The organism is Plantactinospora sp. DSM 117369, assembly GCF_053764795.1.
Map to the genome: position 1 here is coordinate 9,373,016 of NZ_CM132446.1, position 18,401 is coordinate 9,391,416.

The following is an 18,401-nucleotide window of genomic DNA, read 5'->3' on the forward strand; positions in this document are numbered from 1 at the left end:
TTTGGCGGCGCCCTCTAGGGTGATCGGGTGGCACTGGGTGGGTATCGTCTCGGGGTCGATTTCGGTACCTCGTCGACGGTGGCGATGCTCGCAGGTCCGGACGGACGGGCGAGGCCGTTGCTGTTCGACGCGTCGCCGCTGCTGTCGTCCGGGGTGTACGCCGGCCCCGGTACCGGCCCGCTGCTCACCGGGACGGACGCCGAACGGGCCGCGTCGACCCACCCCGCGGGCTTCGAGGCCAACCCGAAACGGCGGATCGACGATCGTGTCATCTGGCTCGCCGAACGGGAAGTCACGGTCACCGACGCGATCACCGCCGTGCTGACCCGGATCAGCGTCGAGGCACGCCGGGTCGCCGGCCGGCCACCGGGCGCGGTGGTGCTCACCCATCCCGCCGGGTGGAGCCGTACCCGGCTCGGCATCCTGGCCGCCTCCGCTGACCGGGCACAACTCGGCGACTGCTCCTTCGTCGCCGAACCGGTCGCCGCAGCGGCGTACTTCGCCGACGTCCTCGGCCGCGACCTGCCGGTCGGCCGCTGCCTCGTCGTCTACGACCTCGGTGCCGGCACCTGCGACGTCAGCATCGTCCGCCGCACCGCAGGCGGGCTCGAGGTGGTCGCCACCGCCGGGCTGAACGACGTCGGCGGCCTGGACCTCGACGCCGCCATCGTCACCCACGCCCGCTCACTGACCACCGCTGCCGGTGATGCCTGGGGACGGCTGGAGTGGCCGCAAACCCCCACCGATCAACGCGCCCACCAACAGTTGTGGCGCGACGCCCGTACCGCCAAGGAACAACTGTCCCGGCACACCACCGCCGACCTGCACATCCCGCTGGTCGACGCCGTCGTCCACGTGACCCGCGACGAATTCGAAACAGCAGCCCGCCCCTACCTCGACCGCACCGTCGACCTCACCGCCACACTGCTGCGCGACACCGGCGTACCCAGGCAACACATCGCCGGGATCTTCCTGGTCGGCGGCTCCTCCCGGGTACCCCTCGCCGCCTCCCTACTCCACCGCACCCTCCGCATCGCCCCCACCGCCCTCGACCACCCCGAACTCGTCGTCGCCGAAGGCGCCCTCCACACCCCAACCACCACCACCCACCCGCCAACCAAACCCACCCCGCCAGCACCAGCGGCACCGACCCCCACCGAGCCGGCCCCAACACCCGCCACCCCGACCCCGACGAATCCAGCACCCCCAGCCGACACCTCGACCACCGCCGACGCCGATGCCCACCACATCGACCAGCCAACAGCAGTCGATACCACCCCTGGCGATGCGACAGCGGAGCGCGCCGCCCTCGACGCCACCCCGGTCCGCTGGCCACGCTGGCCGCCCCGAACCCGCCGCGACAAGGCAACTATCGGCGGCACCATTGCCCTGGTGCTGGCCATCATCGCCACCACCGGGTTATGGCGCTTCCTGCCAACCGGGCCGGACTCATCCGGCGATCAACCGCGCGGCACCTTCATCTTCGCCGGTGCCGCTGACCCGGATGACTTCGACCCGATCTTCAACTTCAACGAGGAGTCGCTCCGACCCATCCGGCAGATGTACGAAACCCTGGTCACCCACAAGCCGGGTACGGCGGAGCTGACCGGCGGCCTGGCCGAGAGCTGGGAGCACGACGCCGACGGCAAGGTCTGGACGTTCAAGCTGCGTAAGGGCGTGAAGTTCCACGACGGTACGCCCTTCAACGCGGCCGCGGTCTGCTTCAATTTCGAGCGTTGGTACAACATGAAGAGCCCCAGCGCCCAGGACCGGATGTTCCACTACAAGGACGTCTTCGACGGGTTCGCGAAGAACGAGGTCACGGACGTGGGCGACCCGGTCTACAAGAGCTGCGCGGCCAAGGACGATGCCACCGCGGTCCTCATCCTCAACAGGTACAGGGGCGCCTTCCCGGGTGCCTTCGCGCTCCCCGCGTTCTCCATCGCCAGCCCGGCGGCGCTGAAGAAGTACGCCGCCGACCCGGTAGAGGACGACGACCGCCTCAGTTACCGGCCCAGCCAGTTCGCCACCGCGAACCCGGTCGGCACCGGCCCGTTCGCCTTCGGTGGCTGGGACAAGGCCAAGAACGAGATCACGCTGAACCGCAACCCGGACTACTGGGGCGACAAGGCCAAGGTCGAAAAGGTGATCATCAGAGTCATCGAGGACGAGAGCACCCGTGAGCAGGAACTGCGAGCCGGCACCGTACATGGCATCGACTTCCCGGCCATGGCGGACCGCGAGGCGCTGGCCATCGAGGGCTTCCAGGTGCTCAACCGCCCGGCCTTCAACATCCTCTACCTCGGTATCAACCAGAGGAACAACCCGAAGCTCCAGGACCTGCGGGTACGTCAGGCGATCGCGTACGCGCTCAACCGCGAGCAGATGGTGCGAACCCTGGCCCCCGCCGGCTCCACGGTGGCCAGTCAGTTCATGCCCGACACCGTGCTCGGCCACGCGCCGGACGCGCAGAAGTACGAGTACGACCCGGACAGAGCCAAGCAGCTACTCAAGGAGGCCGGCGCCGAGAGGCTGACCCTCAACTTCTACTACCCGACGGACGTCTCCCGGGGGTACATGCCCAACCCGCGGGAGTCCTTCACCGCTCTCGCGAACGACCTGCGGGCCGTTGGCGTCAAGGTCAACGGTGTCCCACGGCCGTGGCACTACTTCCTGGAGGACGTGCGGGAGTCCGGCAAGCAGGACCTGCACCTCCTCGGCTGGATTGCTGAAAACAGCGACCCGGGTCACTTCGTCGGGACGTTCTTCGGTCGGGACAGTGCCGAGTTCGGAGACCAGGCGATGACCGACATGTTCGACGCCATCGCCAAGGCCGACGGGACCGTTGACGAGGCCGCGAAGAAGACGGCCTGGGAGCAGGTCAACCGGGACATCGCCAGCAAGTGGCTGCCGGCCGTGCCGATCTGGCACGCACCGCAGGCGATCGTGGTGACCAAGGACGTTACGGGTCTGGTCGTCAGCCCGCTGAGAGACGAACGGTTCAACACGCTCTCCGTCTCGGCCAAGTGACAACCAGCGACTGACGCCCGCGCCGACACCGGACCCGAACGGGTGACTCCGCACACGTTCCGCAAGACCGCGCCACCCTCGTCGACAAGGAGGCTACCGACCCTGAACGCCAAGGTCACCGGCCGCGCCGAGCCGTGTAGCCCCGCACGGATGGCGGCGCCCCATCAGCCGACATGTCGAACCTGATCGCCGACAGGCGTTTTTGGGGGGCGGGGGCCGATTCAAACCATATAGGCAAACATGAGGCCCCGGCCAGCGTTTCTGCTGGCCGGGGCCGCTTACTGAGCCGCCTGACGGAATCGAACCGTCGACCTACGCATTACGAGTGCGTCGCTCTGACCGACTGAGCTAAGGCGGCAACGCCGGCAAGTGTACGACACCGGGCGCCGACCCGGCTCGGGGGTTTCCCGGCGGTGTGCCCCGGCAGACAATCGTGGCACCCGCCAAACCCGCCCGGCCGGCCGAGGCGCTCCGCCGGATCCGGGCCGGGAGCCGCCGCGCACCGCCCCGAACGGTCGGCAGGCGGACAGTGCGGTAACGGGCGCCCCGACTAGGCTTCCATCGATGACCGATCATCAGGCGCCGCCGATCCCGGCGCAGCCGGCGGCCCCACCCCGACCCGGCAGCCTCGATCCGCGCGAACTCGGTTTCACCCCGCAGCGCCCGGTGCCCTGGCTGGCGCCGCTGCTGCTGATCAGCACCGGGCTGCGTACCCTGCTGGCCCTGCTCTTCGGTGCGTACCTGGACAAGCGGGAGTTGCAGAACTCGCTGCCCGGCACGGTCACCCGGCAGGTGGGCCCGGACGGCGACCTGTGGCTGGACTTCGTGGCCGACCTCGGCGACGGGTTCAACGCCACCTACTCGGTCGCCTACCTGCTCACCCGCCCGGAACTGGAGGTGGACGGGCACCGGCTGCCGCGCGGCCAGATGCTGCTGATGGGTGGCGACCAGGTCTATCCGACGGCCAGCGGCGAGGCGTACGAGAACCGGTGCAAGGGGCCCTACCAGGCGGCCATGCCGCAGCCGCCGGCCGACGGCCCGGCTCCGGTGCTCTACGCCGTCCCCGGCAACCACGACTGGTACGACGGCCTCACCGCCTTCCTGCGGCTCTTCGTCCGCTCCCGGGACGACAACGTCGGCGGCTGGCGTACCCCGCAGAGCCGGTCGTACTTCGCCGTCGAACTGCCGGCCGGCTGGTGGCTGTTCGGGCTGGACGGGCAGTCCGGGGTCTACCTCGACGACCCGCAACTGCGTTACTTCGAGGAGGCGGCGAAGAAGCTCACCGCCGGGTCGAAGGTGATCATCGCGGTGCCGGAACCGAGCTGGGTCAAGGCCGTCGACAAGCCCCACGAGTACGACACCGTCGACTACTTCATCCGTACCGTGGTCGCGCCGACCGGCGCCCGGGTGCGGCTGCTGCTCTCCGGCGACCTGCACCACTACGCCCGGTATACCGGACCGGACCGCGACCTGGTCACCTGCGGTGGCGGCGGCGCCTACCTCTATCCCACCCACAAGCTGCCAGCCCGCATCGAGGTGCCGCCGAAGGACACTCTGGTCCGGCGGGCCAGCACCAGCCAGTCGTACGAGCTGGCCGGCCGCTATCCGGACGCGGCCCGGTCCCGGCGGTACGGCTGGGGCATCTTCGGCCGGCTGCCGCTGCGCAACCCGGGCTTCACCACCCTGCTCGGCGGCCTGCACACCCTGCTGATGCTGGCCATGGCCGGGGTGGTGGCCCCGCGCTCCGAGGCGGCGGCCCAGCGGCTGTTCAGCATCCCGTTGGCCGTCATGCTGATCGTCACCCTGGTCGGCGCGCTCTTCTTCGCCAAGCCGCCCAGCGCCAGCGGCAAACGGCACGCCCGGCACTGGATCCTCGGGCTCTGTCACGGCTTCGCGCACGTCGGGCTGGCCGCCGCCGGCACCTGGCTCTGGCTCCAGCTCTTCTTCCACGCGTGGCCGTGGCCGCTGCCGGTGGTCGCGGCGGCGGTGGTCTACGGGCCGATCGCCGGGCTGGTGGCCAGCCAGCTCACCGCGCTCTATCTGCTGGTGGCCGGCTCGTTCGGGGTCAACCTCAACGAGCTCTTCGCCGGCCAGGGCATCGAGGACGCGAAGAGCTTCCTCCGGCTGCACATCGCCGCCGACGGTACGCTCACCGGCTATCCGGTCGCGGTGGACAGGATCTGCCGGCGCTGGCGGGCCGAGCCGGACGGCGCCCCGGACGCCGCCTGGCTGACGCCGAGCCAGCCACTGGCGTTCCGGCTCGCCGAACCGCCGTTCACGCTCCGCTGACCCGCCCCGCGCCGACCGGCCGCCCGGGAGTCAGCCGGCGTAGTGCTCGTCGTGGGCCTTGCGCGGGCCGCAGACCGAGGCGCGGCTGCACGAGCAGCGGGAGCCGTCGGCGTCCATCCGGACCACCACCGAGTCGCGCGGCACGCTGTGCGCGACCACCCGACCGGAACCCTCCGGAGTGGAGACCCGGGACCCGACCGCCGGTGCCGACGCCTGGAACTGCTGATAGAGCGGATGTTCGTACTTCAGACAGCACATCAGCCGCCCGCAGGCGCCGGAGATGCGCAGCGGGTTGAGCGGCAACTCCTGGTCCTTGGCCATTCGGATGGTCACCGGCTCGAAGTCGGTCAGGAAGGTGGCGCAGCAGAGGTCCCGCCCGCAGGAGCCGATGCCGCCCTGCACCCGGGCCGAGTCCCGGGCGGAGAGCTGGCGCAGCTCGACCCGGCAGTGCAGGGTGGCGCCCAGGTCGCGGACCAGCGACCGGAAGTCGACCCGGTGCGGCGCGGTGAAGTAGATGGTGGTCCGGGACCCGTTCGACCCCCCGTTCGGCGGCGACTCGATGATGTGGTCGACGGCGACCACCTTCATCGGCAGCCCGTGCTCCCGGATCAGCCGCTTAGCGGCGACCTTCGCCTCGGCCTTCCGTTTGCGTAGCATCTCGTCGCGGCGCAGGTCCTCCTCGCCGGCCAGGCCGGCCAGCCGGGGAAAGCCGCTGGTGTCGTCCGACACCCACTGCGCGGCCCAGACGCATTCCGCCACCTCGGTCCCCTCGTCGGTGGGGACCAGCACCCGGTCGCCGACCGCCGGCCGCAGCTCACCCGGGTCGAGGTAGTAGAGGCGGCCGTAACGGTTGAAACTGACCGCGCACAGCATGCCCATGCGCTCACCCTACGACGGATCGCCGCGTCCGCCGAACCTCGTCCGGAGCCCGACCGGTCAGCGGCCGGCTCGGGCCGCTCGGCCGCACCCGGAGATCAGAGCACGATCCGGCCGCCGTCGGGGCGTACCACGGGGACCTCCGGGGAACGGTGGTCGAGGAGGTCCAGCTCGGCCGCCCAGCGCTGCGGCAGCCCCTCCGCCTGGTCGTACGCCTCGGCGACCGTGGCCAGGATCCGGGCGCCGATCTCGGCGGCGGCCGACTCGACCGGCAGCCCTCCGGGCGTCACGCCGGACGGCGCCGACCCGAACCCGCCGCCCCGGACCGTCAGTACGGCGACCGCCTCCGCCGAGCCGAGCACGTCGGCGAGGGTGCGGGCCAGCGCGTACCGGGTGTCGGCGATCCACCCGGCGACCGCCTCGGCGTACGCCGCCGTTGCGTCCGCCCGGCCCGCCAGGTCGGTCAGGTGACCCGCCAGCCCAGTGCGGTGTGCCGCGTACGCCTCGGCGGCCGGGCCCTGCCACGAGCCGCCGTCGGCCAGTACCGCCCCGGCCTCGCGGTAGGCCCGGCGCAGTTCCCCGCTCACCTCACCGGCGGCGGCCAGCTCCCCCGGCCGCAGCCCGAGCACCGCCCGCACGGCGTCGCCGGGCAACACCCGGAGCCGGCGCAGCAGCGGCCAGATCCGGTGCCCGTCCGGCGCACCGGCGGCGGCGAGGAGGTCGTCGACCCGCCCGGACAGCGTGACGGCGGGCTCGGCGAGCTGGTCGAGGACATCCATCACGCCTCCTCCGGCCGCCGACGGTAGGCCGCCGCCTCGCTGTCGGCGTACGCCGTCTCGGCGATCCGCAGTGCGGAGCCGGTGTCGGTCAGCCGCTCGGCCGTGGCCAGCAGTTCCCGGGCCCGGTCGTCGAGCGCGGCCGCCCACTGCCGGTGCAGCAGTCCACCGACCTCGCCGAGCCGCCCCGGGCCGTCGGCACCGAAGGCACTGCCGGACGGCCCGGCGTACGGCAGCCGCCGGGCGAGGTCGGCAAGGCGGCCACCCGCGCCGTCGAGCCGGCCGGCGAGGTCCCGAAGGCCGTCCACTCAGTCCTCCGTCAGTCGGCGGTACTCGCCGAACGTCTCGGTGTAGAGCTTCTCCCGGGCCCACCGGGCGGCGTCGTCGGCGGCCGTGATGGCGGCCCGGACCGACCGGGCCACCTCCGGCCCGGTACGCACCTGCGGCGGTCCCAGGAACCGCACGTCGTTGACCGACCCGTCGGCGGTGACGATCAGCTCGACCAGCCCGTCCGGGGAGCGGACGGTGACCTGGACCCGCCGGATCGCCTCGTCGAACTCGGCCCGCAGCGCCTCGATGCGCCGATAGCGCTCGATCGCCTCCTCGACCCAGGACTGGTCGATCTCCCGCGCCACCGGCAGGTCCTCCCGCTTTCCGATGCCCGCTTCCCCGATTGCCCGCTTGCCCGATGCCCGCTTCCCCGATTGCGCGCTTCCCGATGCCGCCGGGCGCCACCCCGCACCGGGCCGGGCCGGGCCGGGCCGGGCGGGTCGGGTCGTCGTCGGCCTCGCCGGGGCGAAGCCGCGCACATCGGCTCACCGAATGTGTCACCTTCGCTGCGTTACGGCACCGAACCGTACCGGGCGAGCCGCCCGAAGGGAACCCTTCGCCCCAAGATCTCCCTGATCAGGACGGAACTCCCGGGCAGTCGGCGAATCGGCGACCGACCGGGCCGGGCCGGTCAGCCGCGCCAGAGGGCGAGCATCATCGCCTCGACGGCGATCCGCGGCTTGACGTTGGTCTCGATCGCCGTACGGCAGCCGAGCACCGCCTCCAGCCGGCGCAGGGTGCCCTCGGCGGTCCACTTCCCGGCGGCCGAGCTGGCCATCCCGGCGACGTCGGTGTGCACCGGCTCGACCGGGGCACGCAGCGAGAGGGTGAGCACGTCCCGGTAGAAGCCGGCCAGGTCGACCAGGGCCCGGTCCAGCGCGTCCCGCTGGGCGCGGGTGGCCCGGGACTTCTGCCGGCGTTCGAGGTCCTTGAGCTGCCCGGCGGCGCCCCGGATCGCGCTTGACGCGCCCCGCCCGGTGCCGCCGGCGCCGAGCGCGGTCTCCAGCGCGGCCCGCTCGGCCGCGTCGGCCTCGACCACCGCCGACGCCGCCTCGGCCTCGGCCGCCTCGATCAGCGCCGAGGCGGCGTCGAAGCAGGCGCCGACGCCGGTCAGTTTGCGCGGCAGGGCCAGCACGGCCTCCCGCCGCTTGCGCGCTTCCGGGTCCCGGGCCAGCCTGCGGGCCCGGCCGACGTGCCCCTGGGCCGCCGCTGCCGCCCACGCCGCCACGTCGGGCGCGATGCCGTCCCGGTCCCGGAGTACGGCCGCCACCGCCTCGGCCGGCGGCTGGCGCAGCGCCACCACCCGGCACCGGGAGCGGATGGTCACCGAGATGTCGTCCGGGTGCGTGGACGGGGTGCAGAGCAGGAAGACGGTACGCGGCGGCGGCTCCTCGATCGCCTTGAGCAGCGCGTTGCCGGCCGCCTCGGTGAGCCGGTCCGCATCCTCGATGACGAGTACCTGCCAGCGTCCCCCGCTCGGCGTGCTGGCCGCCCGCAGCACCAGTGCCCGCATCTCGCCGACCCCGATGGAGAGTCCCTCCGGCACCACGAACCGTACGTCGGCATGGGTCCCGGTGAGCGTCGTGTGGCAGCCGGCGCACTCGCCGCAGCCGGTGCCCCGCAGACACTGCAGCGCCGCCGCGAACGCCCGGGCCGCGACCGACCGCCCGGAACCGGGTGGTCCGGTGAAGATCCAGGCGTGCGTCATCGCGCTGCCGGCACCGGCCGCGTCCGGGGTACCGCCGGCCGGGTCGACCCCGCCGGCCGGGCCCGTGCCATCGGCGGCGACACTCTCCGCGACCGCGGCGGCCCGGATCGTCTCCGCGGCGGCAGCGGCCCGGCGGAGCAGGTCGACCGCCTCGGGCTGGCCCACCAGATCGGCGAAGACCTCGGGCATCAGGGTCGCCGTTCGAGTTCGACGCCGCCCGTCGCACTGCCGGTGCGGTGCGGCGCGGTGCGGCCCGGCACGCCGTCGTCGACCGGCTGCCCAGGCCGGCCCACCAACCGGACCGGAGCGGCGGCCGCACCCTCCTGATCGGCCGGCCGGCCGGTGGCGGCGTCCTCGCTCGCCCGGGTGGCCCCGTCGCCGTGCCCCCCGGTGGCCCCGTCACCGTCGGCCCCGGTGGCCCCGTCACCGTGCCCGGTGGCCCCGTCGCTGTCGGCCCCGGTGGCCCCGTCGCCGTGCGCCCGGGGTGCTCCGGCCGCCCGCTGCCGTTCCGCGACCGCCTCGGTGGCGACCGAGGGATCCGCCCCGGCCCCGGGCTCCGCCTCGGCCCGCGATTCCACCAGCGCCCGCAGCTCGGCTTCGGATAACTCCGGTCGGGCCGAGGTGTCCGGCGGGCTCGCCGGTTCCGGATGACCGGCCGCGTCCGGGTCGGCGAGCATCCCAGTGACCCGCTCGGCCACCGCCGCCGCGAGTTCGTCGACCGGCCGGGAGGCGTCGAGCACCAGGTAGCGCTTGGGGTCGGCGGCGGCCAGGTCGAGGAAGGCGTACCGGACCCGGTCGTGGAACTCGATCGACTCGCCCTCCAGCCGGTCCGGGTCGCCGCCCCGGGCGTCGACCCGGGCCAGGCCGGTCCGGGGTTCGATGTCGAGCAGTACCACCAGGTCGGGCTTGAGGCCGCCGGTGGCCCAGGAGGAGAGCCAGGAGACCTCCTCGACCGGCAGGGTCCGGCCGGCGCCCTGGTAGGCGAGGGACGAGTCGACGTACCGGTCGCTGATCACCACGGCGCCGCGGGCCAGCGCCGGGCGGACCACCGTGGCGACGTGGTGGGCCCGGTCGGCGGCGTAGAGCAGCGCCTCCGCCCGCGGGGCGAGCGCGTCCGGGCCGGTGGTGCGGCCGAGCACCAGGCCGCGGATCTGCTCCCCGACTCCGGTCGCGCCCGGCTCCCGGGTCACCACCACCTCGTGGTGCTGCCGGCGCAGCACCTCGGCCAGCTTGTTCGCCTGGGTCGACTTGCCCGCGCCCTCACCGCCCTCGAACACCACGAAGGCTCCGGTCGCGGCGAACGGCTCGGCCGGGAAGAGCGGACGCCCCCGGATCGAGCCCCAGAGGTCGGACAGCACCGGTACGCCCGGCTTGTCGTCCATCTGGCGGAACGCCTTGATCCCGGTGAGGATGCCGGCCGCCCCGGCGACCAGCAGCAGCAGTCGGGTCGAGGAGACCGAGATGCCCAGGTCGGCGATGCGTAGTTGCCGGGAGCCGCCGACGCCGACCAGCAGGCTGCTCACCGAGATGGCCAGGATCAGCACCAGCCTGGTCCCGGTCTGCACCACGGCGAAGACCCGGCCGCGTACCTCGTCGGCGATCTCCCCGCCGAGCAGGGTGGTACCGGCCAGGAAGGCCATTCCGGCACCCGCGCCGACCAGCACCGCGCCGAGGATCGCCATGGAGAGGTGGATGGAGCCGGCGAGTACCAGCACCGAGGCGCTGGCCAGCACGATGCTCATGCCGAACCAGCGCCGCCGGGACATCTCCCGGACGATCATCGGCCCGAGCCCGATGCCGAGCGACAGGCCGAGGAAGATTGAGCCGAAGAGCAGGTAGAACGCCGCGTCACCGGCGGCCAGCGACTTGGTGAAGAAGTTCGCCGTACCGATCACCACGCCGCCGCCGGCAAAGGCGCCGAAGATGCCCAGCACCAGGCCACGGACCAGCGGGGTCCTGCCGATGAACCGCCAGCCGTCGACGAACTGGCGCAGCACGCTCTGCTCGACCTTCTCGACGCTCTCCCGGCGACCGCTGCGACCGCTGATCTCGCGGATGCCGAAGAACACCACCAGCGCGGTGGCCAGCCGGCTCAGCGAGTTGAAGTAGAGAGCCAACTGGGTCGGGTCGGCCCAGCCGGGCGGCGGGCCGCCGGAGGCCGCCCGGATGCTCCGGTCCAGTACGGCGATGCTGACCGCGGCGAGCACCGGAGTGAGCCCGTACGTGGTGATCAGCGTGAGCTGGTTGGCCATCTCCAGCCGGGACCGGGGGATCAGGTTCGGGACCGCGGCCTCCTTCGCCGGGATCCAGATCAGCGTGATCGCCTCGATCAGGAAGGTGGCGATCGCCGCCCAGCCGACCACCAGGCCACCGCCGACGTCCAGCAGGGCGGCCAGCGGGATAGAGGCGAAGAGCACGAACCGGAGCAGGTCGCAGATGACCATCGTGTAGCGCCGGTCGAACCGGTCGGCGAGCACCCCGGCGATCGGGCCGAGCAGCAGGGCCGGCAGCAGCCGGACCGCGATCACGGCGCCGAACGCGAGACCCTTGGCGGTGTCCCCGGTGACCTGGCTGGACGCGAAGATCGAGGTGGCCAGCAGGCCGAGCCAGTCACCGAACGAGGCGGCGCCGAGCACCAGCCAGAGCCGGCGGAACGGGCGGATCCGCATGACCGAGCGGAGCGCCTGGTAGCCGGTCCGGTCGACCGGGCTGGCGGCGGATGCCGGCGTGGGCGTGTTCGGCGGCGACTGCGCTGTGCGCTCCGCGCTCCTGTCGTTGTCGTCGATGGCCGTACCCCTCCACGCCCCGGCCCATGGCTGGGCTCCCCCGAGCACACTCTAATCGCGGTACGGATCCGCCCCGACCCCGACATTCCCCGGAACCTGGGCCTAGGGGGCGCATCGTGGATCTCCCCGGCAAGCGGCGTCGGGCGGCTACGGGTCGCCCCGGACGCCACGCCCGGATATGCGAGACAGTTTCGCATTATCGTTTTGCGCGTTAGCGTGCTCAAATGGCCACCGAACGCGACCTCCTGCGTCAACGCCTCGACCGGGCGACCGCGCACCTCGAACCGCCCTTCGCCGCGGTCGACCTCGACGCGTTCGACGCCAACGCCAGCGCTCTGGCCGACCGGGCCGGCGGCAAGCCGCTCCGGGTCGCCAGCAAGTCGCTGCGCTGCCGGGCCCTGCTCGGCCGGGCCCTGGCCGGACCCGGCTGGGGCGGCGTGATGGCGTACACGCTGGCCGAGGCGATCTGGCTGGTCCGCAGCGGCGTGACCGACGACGCGCTGGTCGGCTACCCGACCACCGACCGGCAGGCATTGGCCCAGCTCGCCGCCGACCCGGAACTGGCCGCCAAGATCTGTCTGATGGTGGACAACCCCGGCCAACTCGACCTGGTCGACGCGGTCGCCACTGCCGGTTCCCGCGCGGAGATCCGGACCTGCCTCGATCTGGACGCGTCCTGGCGCCCGATGGCCGACGCCTTCGGCGGCCGGCTGCACGTCGGCATCCGCCGCTCACCGGTGCACTCGGCCGACGAGGCCGGCACGCTGGCCGGCACCATCGCGCAGCGGCCGGGCTTCCGGCTGGTCGGTCTGATGGCGTACGAGGCGCAGATCGCCGGGCTCGGCGACGCACCGCCCCGGCAGGCGGTTCGCGGTGCCACCATCCGGCTGCTGCAACGGCGGTCGTACCGGGAACTGGTGGACCGGCGCGCGGCGGCGGTCGCGGCGGTACGCGACCACGCCGACCTGGAGTTCGTCAACGGTGGCGGCACCGGCAGCGTCGCGCTGACCGCGGCGGACCCGGCGGTAACCGAGATCACCGCCGGGTCGGGCCTGTACGGGCCGACGCTGTTCGACGCCTACCAGAGCTGGCGGCCCCGACCGGCGGCGTTCTTCGCGCTGCCGGTGGTCCGCCGTCCCGCCGCCAGGGTGGTGACCCTGCTCGGCGGTGGGTGGGTGGCGTCCGGGCCGGCCGACCGGACCCGGCTGCCCACCCCGTGGCTGCCGCCGGGTCTGCGGCTGACCGGCACCGAGGGCGCCGGGGAGGTGCAGACCCCGGTGACCGGTGCCGCCGCCGAGTCGCTGCGGCTCGGCGACCGGGTCTGGTTCCGGCATGCCAAGGCCGGCGAGCTGGCGGAACACGTCGGCGAGCTGCACCTGGTGGAGTCGGACCGGGTCGTGGGCACGGTGCCGACCTATCGCGGCGAGGGCCGGGCCTTTCTCTGAGCGCGCACCGGCCGGCCGCGGGACTGGTGGACCGGTGGCCGGCTAGCCGGCCGAGGGAGCGGCGTCGACGTGCCGGTGCAGGTATTCCCGGATCAGCGCGGTCGCCTCGGTCAGCACCTTCTCGTCGCCCTCCGGATCGCGCCGGAAGGCCAGCTTGATCAACGCGTCGGCCGCCTCGACCGCGATCTCCAGCGCGAAGCGCAGCCGGGGCGCGTCGGTGGTGCCGAACTGCTCGACCAGCACCCGGGCCAACTGCTCGGCGATGACGCCGTTGTTGTCCCGGTCCTCGTCCAGCAGGTGCACGTCGACGACGTCGCCGAAGTGCAGGGTACGGAAGCCGGGCACCCTCCGGTGCATCGTGATGTACTCGTCGATCGCGGCGTCGACCCCGTCCCACCAGTGGGTCAGGTCGCCCCGGGAGAACCGGTCGCTGAGCCGCTCCAGGTACGCCTCCATGTTGCGCAGGGTCAGTGCCTGCACGATCGCTCGCTTGTCGGGAAAGAACTGGTACACCGACCCGATGGCCACTCCGGCGCGCTCGGCGAGCAGGGTCGTGGTCAGCCCCTCGTAGCCGACCTCGTCGACTATCTCGGCACAGGCGTCGAGCATGCGCTGGACCCGGGCGACGCTGCGGCCCTGCACCGGTACGCGGCGCAGTGGACCGGATGTGGCGGTTGACGTGGACACTCGTCGCCACTCCCTTTCGACGGGGTGAAGGTTACTAGGCGTCACGGTTTCGAAACGCTATCCGGACTAACGAGCCGAACGGATATCGGTATTTACTCGCCGTGACGATCCTGATTTACTCGCCCTGGTACACCTTGACGCGAGTCTAATTCATGTTTGTCCATCGGCGACCTGGTCAGAGCCAGGGGAGGTCAGATGAGCGGGCGTACTGCACCACCCGGAGTCACCTCCTCATGGTCCAACTGGGCCGGCAACCAGCGCGTCATCGGCGACGCGTTGCGACCGTCGACCGTGGACGAGGTCGTCGCCACGGTCCGGGCCGCCCGGGCCACCGGCCGGCGGATCAAGCCGGTCGGCAGCGGCCACTCGTTCACCGCGATCGCCCGGGCCGACGACCAGCGGGTCGATCTCACCGCGCTGACCGGACCGGTCCGGGTCGATTCCGGGCGTCGGCTGATCACCGTACCGGCTGGGATCACCCTGCACGCGCTCAACGAGGTGCTCGCCGGACACGATTTGGCGCTGGCCAATCTCGGCGACATCGACGCGCAGACGCTGGCCGGGGCGATCTCCACCGGTACCCACGGCACCGGCGCCGGCTACGGCTGCCTCTCCACCTTCGTCGCCGGACTGACCCTGGTCACCGGGACCGGTGAGCTGCTGGAGTGCTCCGCCGACCGGAACCCCGACGTCTTCGCGGCGGCCCGGGTCGGGCTCGGCGCCCTCGGGGTGATCACCGAGGTGACCCTGAACTGCGTGGACGCCTTCGTGCTCCGCGCCGACGAGCGCCCGGCACCGCTCGCCGAGGTGCTCGCCGAGCTGCCCGAACTGGTCGGCGGGAACGACCACTTCGAGTTCTACTGGTTCCCGTACACCGACCGGGTGCAGGTGAAGGTCAACAACCGGGTACCCGCCGACGACCGGCCGCTGCCCCGGTTCCGGAGCTGGCTGGACGACGACTTCCTGGCCAACTCCGTCTTCGCCGGAGCCTGCCGGCTCGGCCGGGCCGCCCCGGCCCTGGTACCGACGATCTCCGCCGTCTCCGCCCGGGCGCTCACCGCGCGCAGCTACACCGCCCGCTCCGACCGGGTCTTCTGCACCCCGCGCCGGGTGCGGTTCGAGGAGATGGAGTACGCCCTGCCCCGGGCCGCCCTGCCGGAGGCGCTGGCCGGGCTGCGCCGGGTGATCGACGAGCTGCCGTTCCGGGTGCTCTTCCCGGTCGAGGTCCGGTTCACCGCCCCGGACGACATCTGGCTCTCGCACGGCCACGGGCGCGAGTCGGCGTACGTGGCGATCCACCAGTACGCCGGCATGCCGGCCGAGCCGTACTTCCGGGCCTTCGAGCGGATCGCCGCCGAACTGGGCGGCCGGCCGCACTGGGGCAAGCTGCACTACCGGGACGCCGAGTCGCTGCGCCCGGCGTACCCCCGGTTCGCCGACTTCCTGGCCGTGCGGGACCGGCTCGACCCGGACCGGGTCTTCGCGAACTCCTACACCGAGCAGGTGCTCGGGGCCTGACCCGGCCGGAAATCGTTCGGCCCGGCGGACCAGACGATGCCTCATACCGGCCCGGCGGCGTGCTCAACCCTCCGTCGGCTCGGCGGAGGTCGCCGCCTTCGGCGGGGCGGCCTTCTTGGCGGGAGCCTTCTTCGCCGCCGTCGCCTTCGCGGCGGTGGTCTTCTTCGCGGCGGTCTTCTTGACCGCCGTCTTCTTCGCGGTCGCCTTCTTCGCGGCCGTCTCGCCGCCGGTGGCCTTTGTCGCCGCCTTCTTGCCGGTCGCCTTCTTGGCTGCCCGCTTGCGCGGCGCCGGGCCCTTGGCCCGCTTCTCGGCCAGCATCTCCGACGCCTCCTCCAGAGTCAGCGCCTCCGGAGTCTGGCCGCGCCGCAACGACGCGTTGGTCTCGCCGTCGGTGACGTACGGCCCGAACCGGCCGTCCTTGATCACCAACGGCTTCTCGGTCAGCGGATCCGCGCCCATCTCCCGCAGCGGCGGGGCCGCCGCCCGGCGCTGCCGGGTCTTCGGCGCCGCCAGCAGGGCCAGCGCCTGGTCCAGGGTGACCGTGAAGAGCTGCTCCTCCGACTCCAGCGACCGGAATTCGTCCCCGCGCTTCACGTACGGGCCGTAGCGGCCGTTCGCGGCCAGCACCTCGGCGCCGTCCGGAGCCACCCCGACCACCCGGGGCAGGGTGAGCAGTTGCAGCGCCTCGGTCATCGTCAGCGACTCCGGCGACTGGGAGCGGAGCAGCGACGACTTGCGCTCGCCACTGGCCACGTACGGGCCGAACCGGCCGGACTTGAGCACGATCGGCTCGCCGGTCTCCGGGTGCTCGCCGAGCTTGCGCTCCCCGCCACCGCCGAGGAACAGCTCGTGCACCTTCTCCGGGGTCAGCTCGTCCGGGGCCACACCCTCCGGGATCGGCGCCCGGTCACCGGCCGGGGAGGTGTCCTCGGGCGGGCCGCCGTCGCCGGTGTCCCGGGCTGCCGGCTCCGCGCCGGGCAGGCTCCGTTGCAGGTACGGGCCGTACCGGCCGACCCGGACCACGACGTCGCGCCCCTCGTCGTCCCGGAACAGCGGGATCGAGTTGACGCTGCGCGCGTCGATCTCGCTCAGGTTCTCGGTGACCATCTTCTTCAGCCCGCCGGACCGGGCCACCGACTGGTCGCCGCCCATCTCGCTGCCGAAGTAGAACGAGGTCAGGAAGTCCACCGCCGCGTGGTCGCCACCGGCGATCTCGTCCAGCTCGTTCTCCATCGCGGCGGTGAAGTTGTAGTCGACGAGTCGCGGGTAGTGCCGCTCCAGCAGGCCGACCACGGCGAACGCCAGGAAGGACGGGATCAGCGCCTGGCCGCGCTTGAAGACGTACCCCCGGTCCTGGATGGTCGCCATGATCGAGGCGTACGTGGACGGCCGGCCGATGCCCAGCTCCTCCAGCGACTTGACCAGCGACGCTTCGGTGTAGCGGGACGGCGGCTGGGTGTGGTGCCCGGTCGCGGCCAGTTCGTCGGCGGTCAGCGGCTGGTCCTTGACCAGGTTCGGCAGCCGCCGCTCGGCATCCTCGGCCTCGGCGTTCTCGTCGTCGGACGACTCCACGTACGCCCGCAGGAAGCCCGGCTCGGTGATGGTCTTGCCGGTCGCGCCGAAGTCGGCCTCCTCGCCCGCGCCGGAGACCGCCCGGATCCGCACCGAGACGCTGGAGCCGACCGCGTCGGTCATCTGGGACGCGATGGTCCGCCGCCAGATCAGCTCGTAGAGCCGGAACTCCTCGGCGGAGAGCTCGTTCGCCAGCTCACCGGGGGTGCGGAAGTTGTCCCCGGCCGGGCGGATCGCCTCGTGCGCCTCCTGGGCGTTCTTCACCTTGCCGGTGTAGCGGCGGGGCTCCGGCGGCACGTTCCGCTCGCCGTACAGCTCGGCGATCTGCCGGCGGGCGGCCGCGATGGCCGTCTCCGACAGGTTCACCGAGTCGGTACGCATATAGGTGATGTAGCCGTTCTCGTACAGCCGCTGGGCGGTACGCATCGTCTGCTGCGAGGAGAAGCGCAGCTTCCGGGCCGCCTCCTGCTGGAGCGTCGAGGTGATGAACGGCGCGTACGGGCGGCGCCGGTAGGGCTTCTCGTCCACCCGGGTCACAGTGAAAGGCCGCCCGTCGAGGCGGGCGGCCAGTCCACGGGCGCCCGCCTCGTCGAGGTGCATCACCCCGGCACCCGGCTTCACCTGGCCGGTGGTCGGCTCGAAGTCCTTGCCGGTGGCGATCCGGTCGCCGTTGAGCGCGACCAGGGTGGCGGAGAAGGTGCGCGGGCCCTCGGCGGTGCCCCGCACGGCGAGGGTGGCCAGGATGTCCCAGTACTCCGCGCTGCGGAACGCCATCCGCTGCCGCTCGCGCTCGACCACGATCCGGGTGGCCACCGACTGGACCCGGCCGGCGGAGAGCCCGGAGCGGACCTTGCGCCACAGCACCGGGGAGACCTCGTAGCCGTAGAGCCGGTCCAGGATCCGCCGGGCCTCCTGGGCGTCGACCAGGTCGCGGTCGATCTCGCGCGGGTTCGCCACCGCGGCCTGGATGGCCTGCCGGGTGATCTCGTGGAAGACCATCCGCTTGACCGGTACCTTGGGCTTGAGCGTCTCGACCAGGTGCCAGGCGATGGCCTCGCCCTCGCGGTCCTCGTCGGTGGCGAGGAAGACCTCGTCCACCTCCTTGGCCAGCCGGGTCAGCTTGCTGATCTGCTGCCGGCGGTCCGGCGACACGACGTAGAGGGCGGCGAACCCGTTGTCGACGTCGACCCCGAGCCGGGCCCAGGACTCACCCTTGTATTTGGCGGGCACGTCGTCGGCGTTGCGCGGCAGGTCACGGACGTGACCCAGGCTGGCCTCGACGACGTATCCCGGGCCGAGATAGCCCGAGATCGTCTTCGCCTTCGCCGGTGATTCGACGATGACCAGACGGGTGCTCCTGGCGTTGCTCGGCACGTCTCTCCTG

General features: G+C 72.4%; 11 protein-coding genes, 1 tRNA gene and 1 pseudogene. 4 read left to right on the plus strand and 9 right to left on the minus strand.

Annotated features, from left to right (window positions below):
- Positions 1-84: 84 nt before the first annotated feature.
- Positions 85-3,030 carry an ABC transporter substrate-binding protein gene (locus ACSMXO_RS40235; protein WP_455419422.1) on the plus strand — a complete coding sequence of 982 codons (2,946 nt, stop codon included), beginning with the start codon at positions 85-87 and terminating at the stop codon, positions 3,028-3,030.
- 284 nt (positions 3,031-3,314) lie between these two features.
- Here the strand turns inward: ACSMXO_RS40235 and ACSMXO_RS40240 are convergent.
- Positions 3,315-3,388 (minus strand) — tRNA-Thr (locus ACSMXO_RS40240).
- A gap of 206 nt (positions 3,389-3,594) precedes the next feature.
- Here ACSMXO_RS40240 and ACSMXO_RS40245 point away from each other — a divergent pair.
- Positions 3,595-5,319, plus strand: a complete 1,725-nt coding sequence (locus ACSMXO_RS40245; RefSeq protein ID WP_455415951.1) for a metallophosphoesterase family protein — start codon at positions 3,595-3,597, stop codon at positions 5,317-5,319.
- 30 nt (positions 5,320-5,349) lie between these two features.
- Here ACSMXO_RS40245 and ACSMXO_RS40250 read toward each other — a convergent pair whose 3' ends face one another.
- The 6 genes and pseudogenes from ACSMXO_RS40250 to tmk form a co-directional block, all read right to left on the minus strand.
- The gene (locus tag ACSMXO_RS40250; RefSeq protein WP_346258836.1) at positions 5,350-6,198 is read right to left on the minus strand and encodes a PSP1 domain-containing protein; all 849 of its coding nucleotides are present in this window, start codon (positions 6,196-6,198) and stop codon (positions 5,350-5,352) included.
- Positions 6,199-6,293: 95 nt separating this feature from the next.
- Positions 6,294-6,974, minus strand: a complete 681-nt coding sequence (locus ACSMXO_RS40255) for a hypothetical protein (RefSeq protein ID WP_455415952.1) — start codon at positions 6,972-6,974, stop codon at positions 6,294-6,296.
- Positions 6,974-7,279, minus strand: coding sequence for a hypothetical protein (locus tag ACSMXO_RS40260; protein WP_455415953.1), 306 nt, complete (start codon positions 7,277-7,279; stop codon positions 6,974-6,976). The genes ACSMXO_RS40255 and ACSMXO_RS40260 overlap by 1 nt, the downstream gene beginning before the upstream one ends.
- Positions 7,280-7,606: a YbaB/EbfC family DNA-binding protein gene (locus ACSMXO_RS40265; RefSeq protein ID WP_455415954.1), complete on the minus strand. Its 327-nt coding sequence runs from the start codon at positions 7,604-7,606 to the stop codon at positions 7,280-7,282.
- A 326-nt stretch (positions 7,607-7,932) separates the two neighbouring features.
- Entirely contained in the window at positions 7,933-9,198 is a 1,266-nt protein-coding gene (locus ACSMXO_RS40270) for a DNA polymerase III subunit delta' (RefSeq protein WP_455415955.1), read from the minus strand.
- Between the two features lie 398 nt (positions 9,199-9,596).
- Positions 9,597-11,645 (minus strand): annotated as a pseudogene (gene tmk, locus ACSMXO_RS40275) (dTMP kinase); the annotation flags it as partial.
- A gap of 374 nt (positions 11,646-12,019) precedes the next feature.
- Here tmk and ACSMXO_RS40280 point away from each other — a divergent pair.
- Positions 12,020-13,240: an amino acid deaminase/aldolase gene (locus ACSMXO_RS40280; protein ID WP_455415956.1), complete on the plus strand. Its 1,221-nt coding sequence runs from the start codon at positions 12,020-12,022 to the stop codon at positions 13,238-13,240.
- Between the two features lie 42 nt (positions 13,241-13,282).
- On the opposite strand, the gene ACSMXO_RS40285 is transcribed toward ACSMXO_RS40280, so the two are convergent.
- Positions 13,283-13,849, minus strand: coding sequence for a TetR/AcrR family transcriptional regulator (locus ACSMXO_RS40285; protein WP_346258851.1), 567 nt, complete (start codon positions 13,847-13,849; stop codon positions 13,283-13,285).
- A 273-nt stretch (positions 13,850-14,122) separates the two neighbouring features.
- Here ACSMXO_RS40285 and ACSMXO_RS40290 point away from each other — a divergent pair, with 273 nt between their 5' ends.
- Complete coding sequence (locus tag ACSMXO_RS40290) at positions 14,123-15,445, plus strand: D-arabinono-1,4-lactone oxidase (RefSeq protein ID WP_455415957.1); 1,323 nt, start codon at positions 14,123-14,125, stop codon at positions 15,443-15,445.
- 63 nt (positions 15,446-15,508) lie between these two features.
- Here ACSMXO_RS40290 and topA read toward each other — a convergent pair whose 3' ends face one another.
- Complete coding sequence (gene topA, locus ACSMXO_RS40295) at positions 15,509-18,391, minus strand: type I DNA topoisomerase (protein WP_455419423.1); 2,883 nt, start codon at positions 18,389-18,391, stop codon at positions 15,509-15,511.
- Positions 18,392-18,401: the final 10 nt, after the last annotated feature.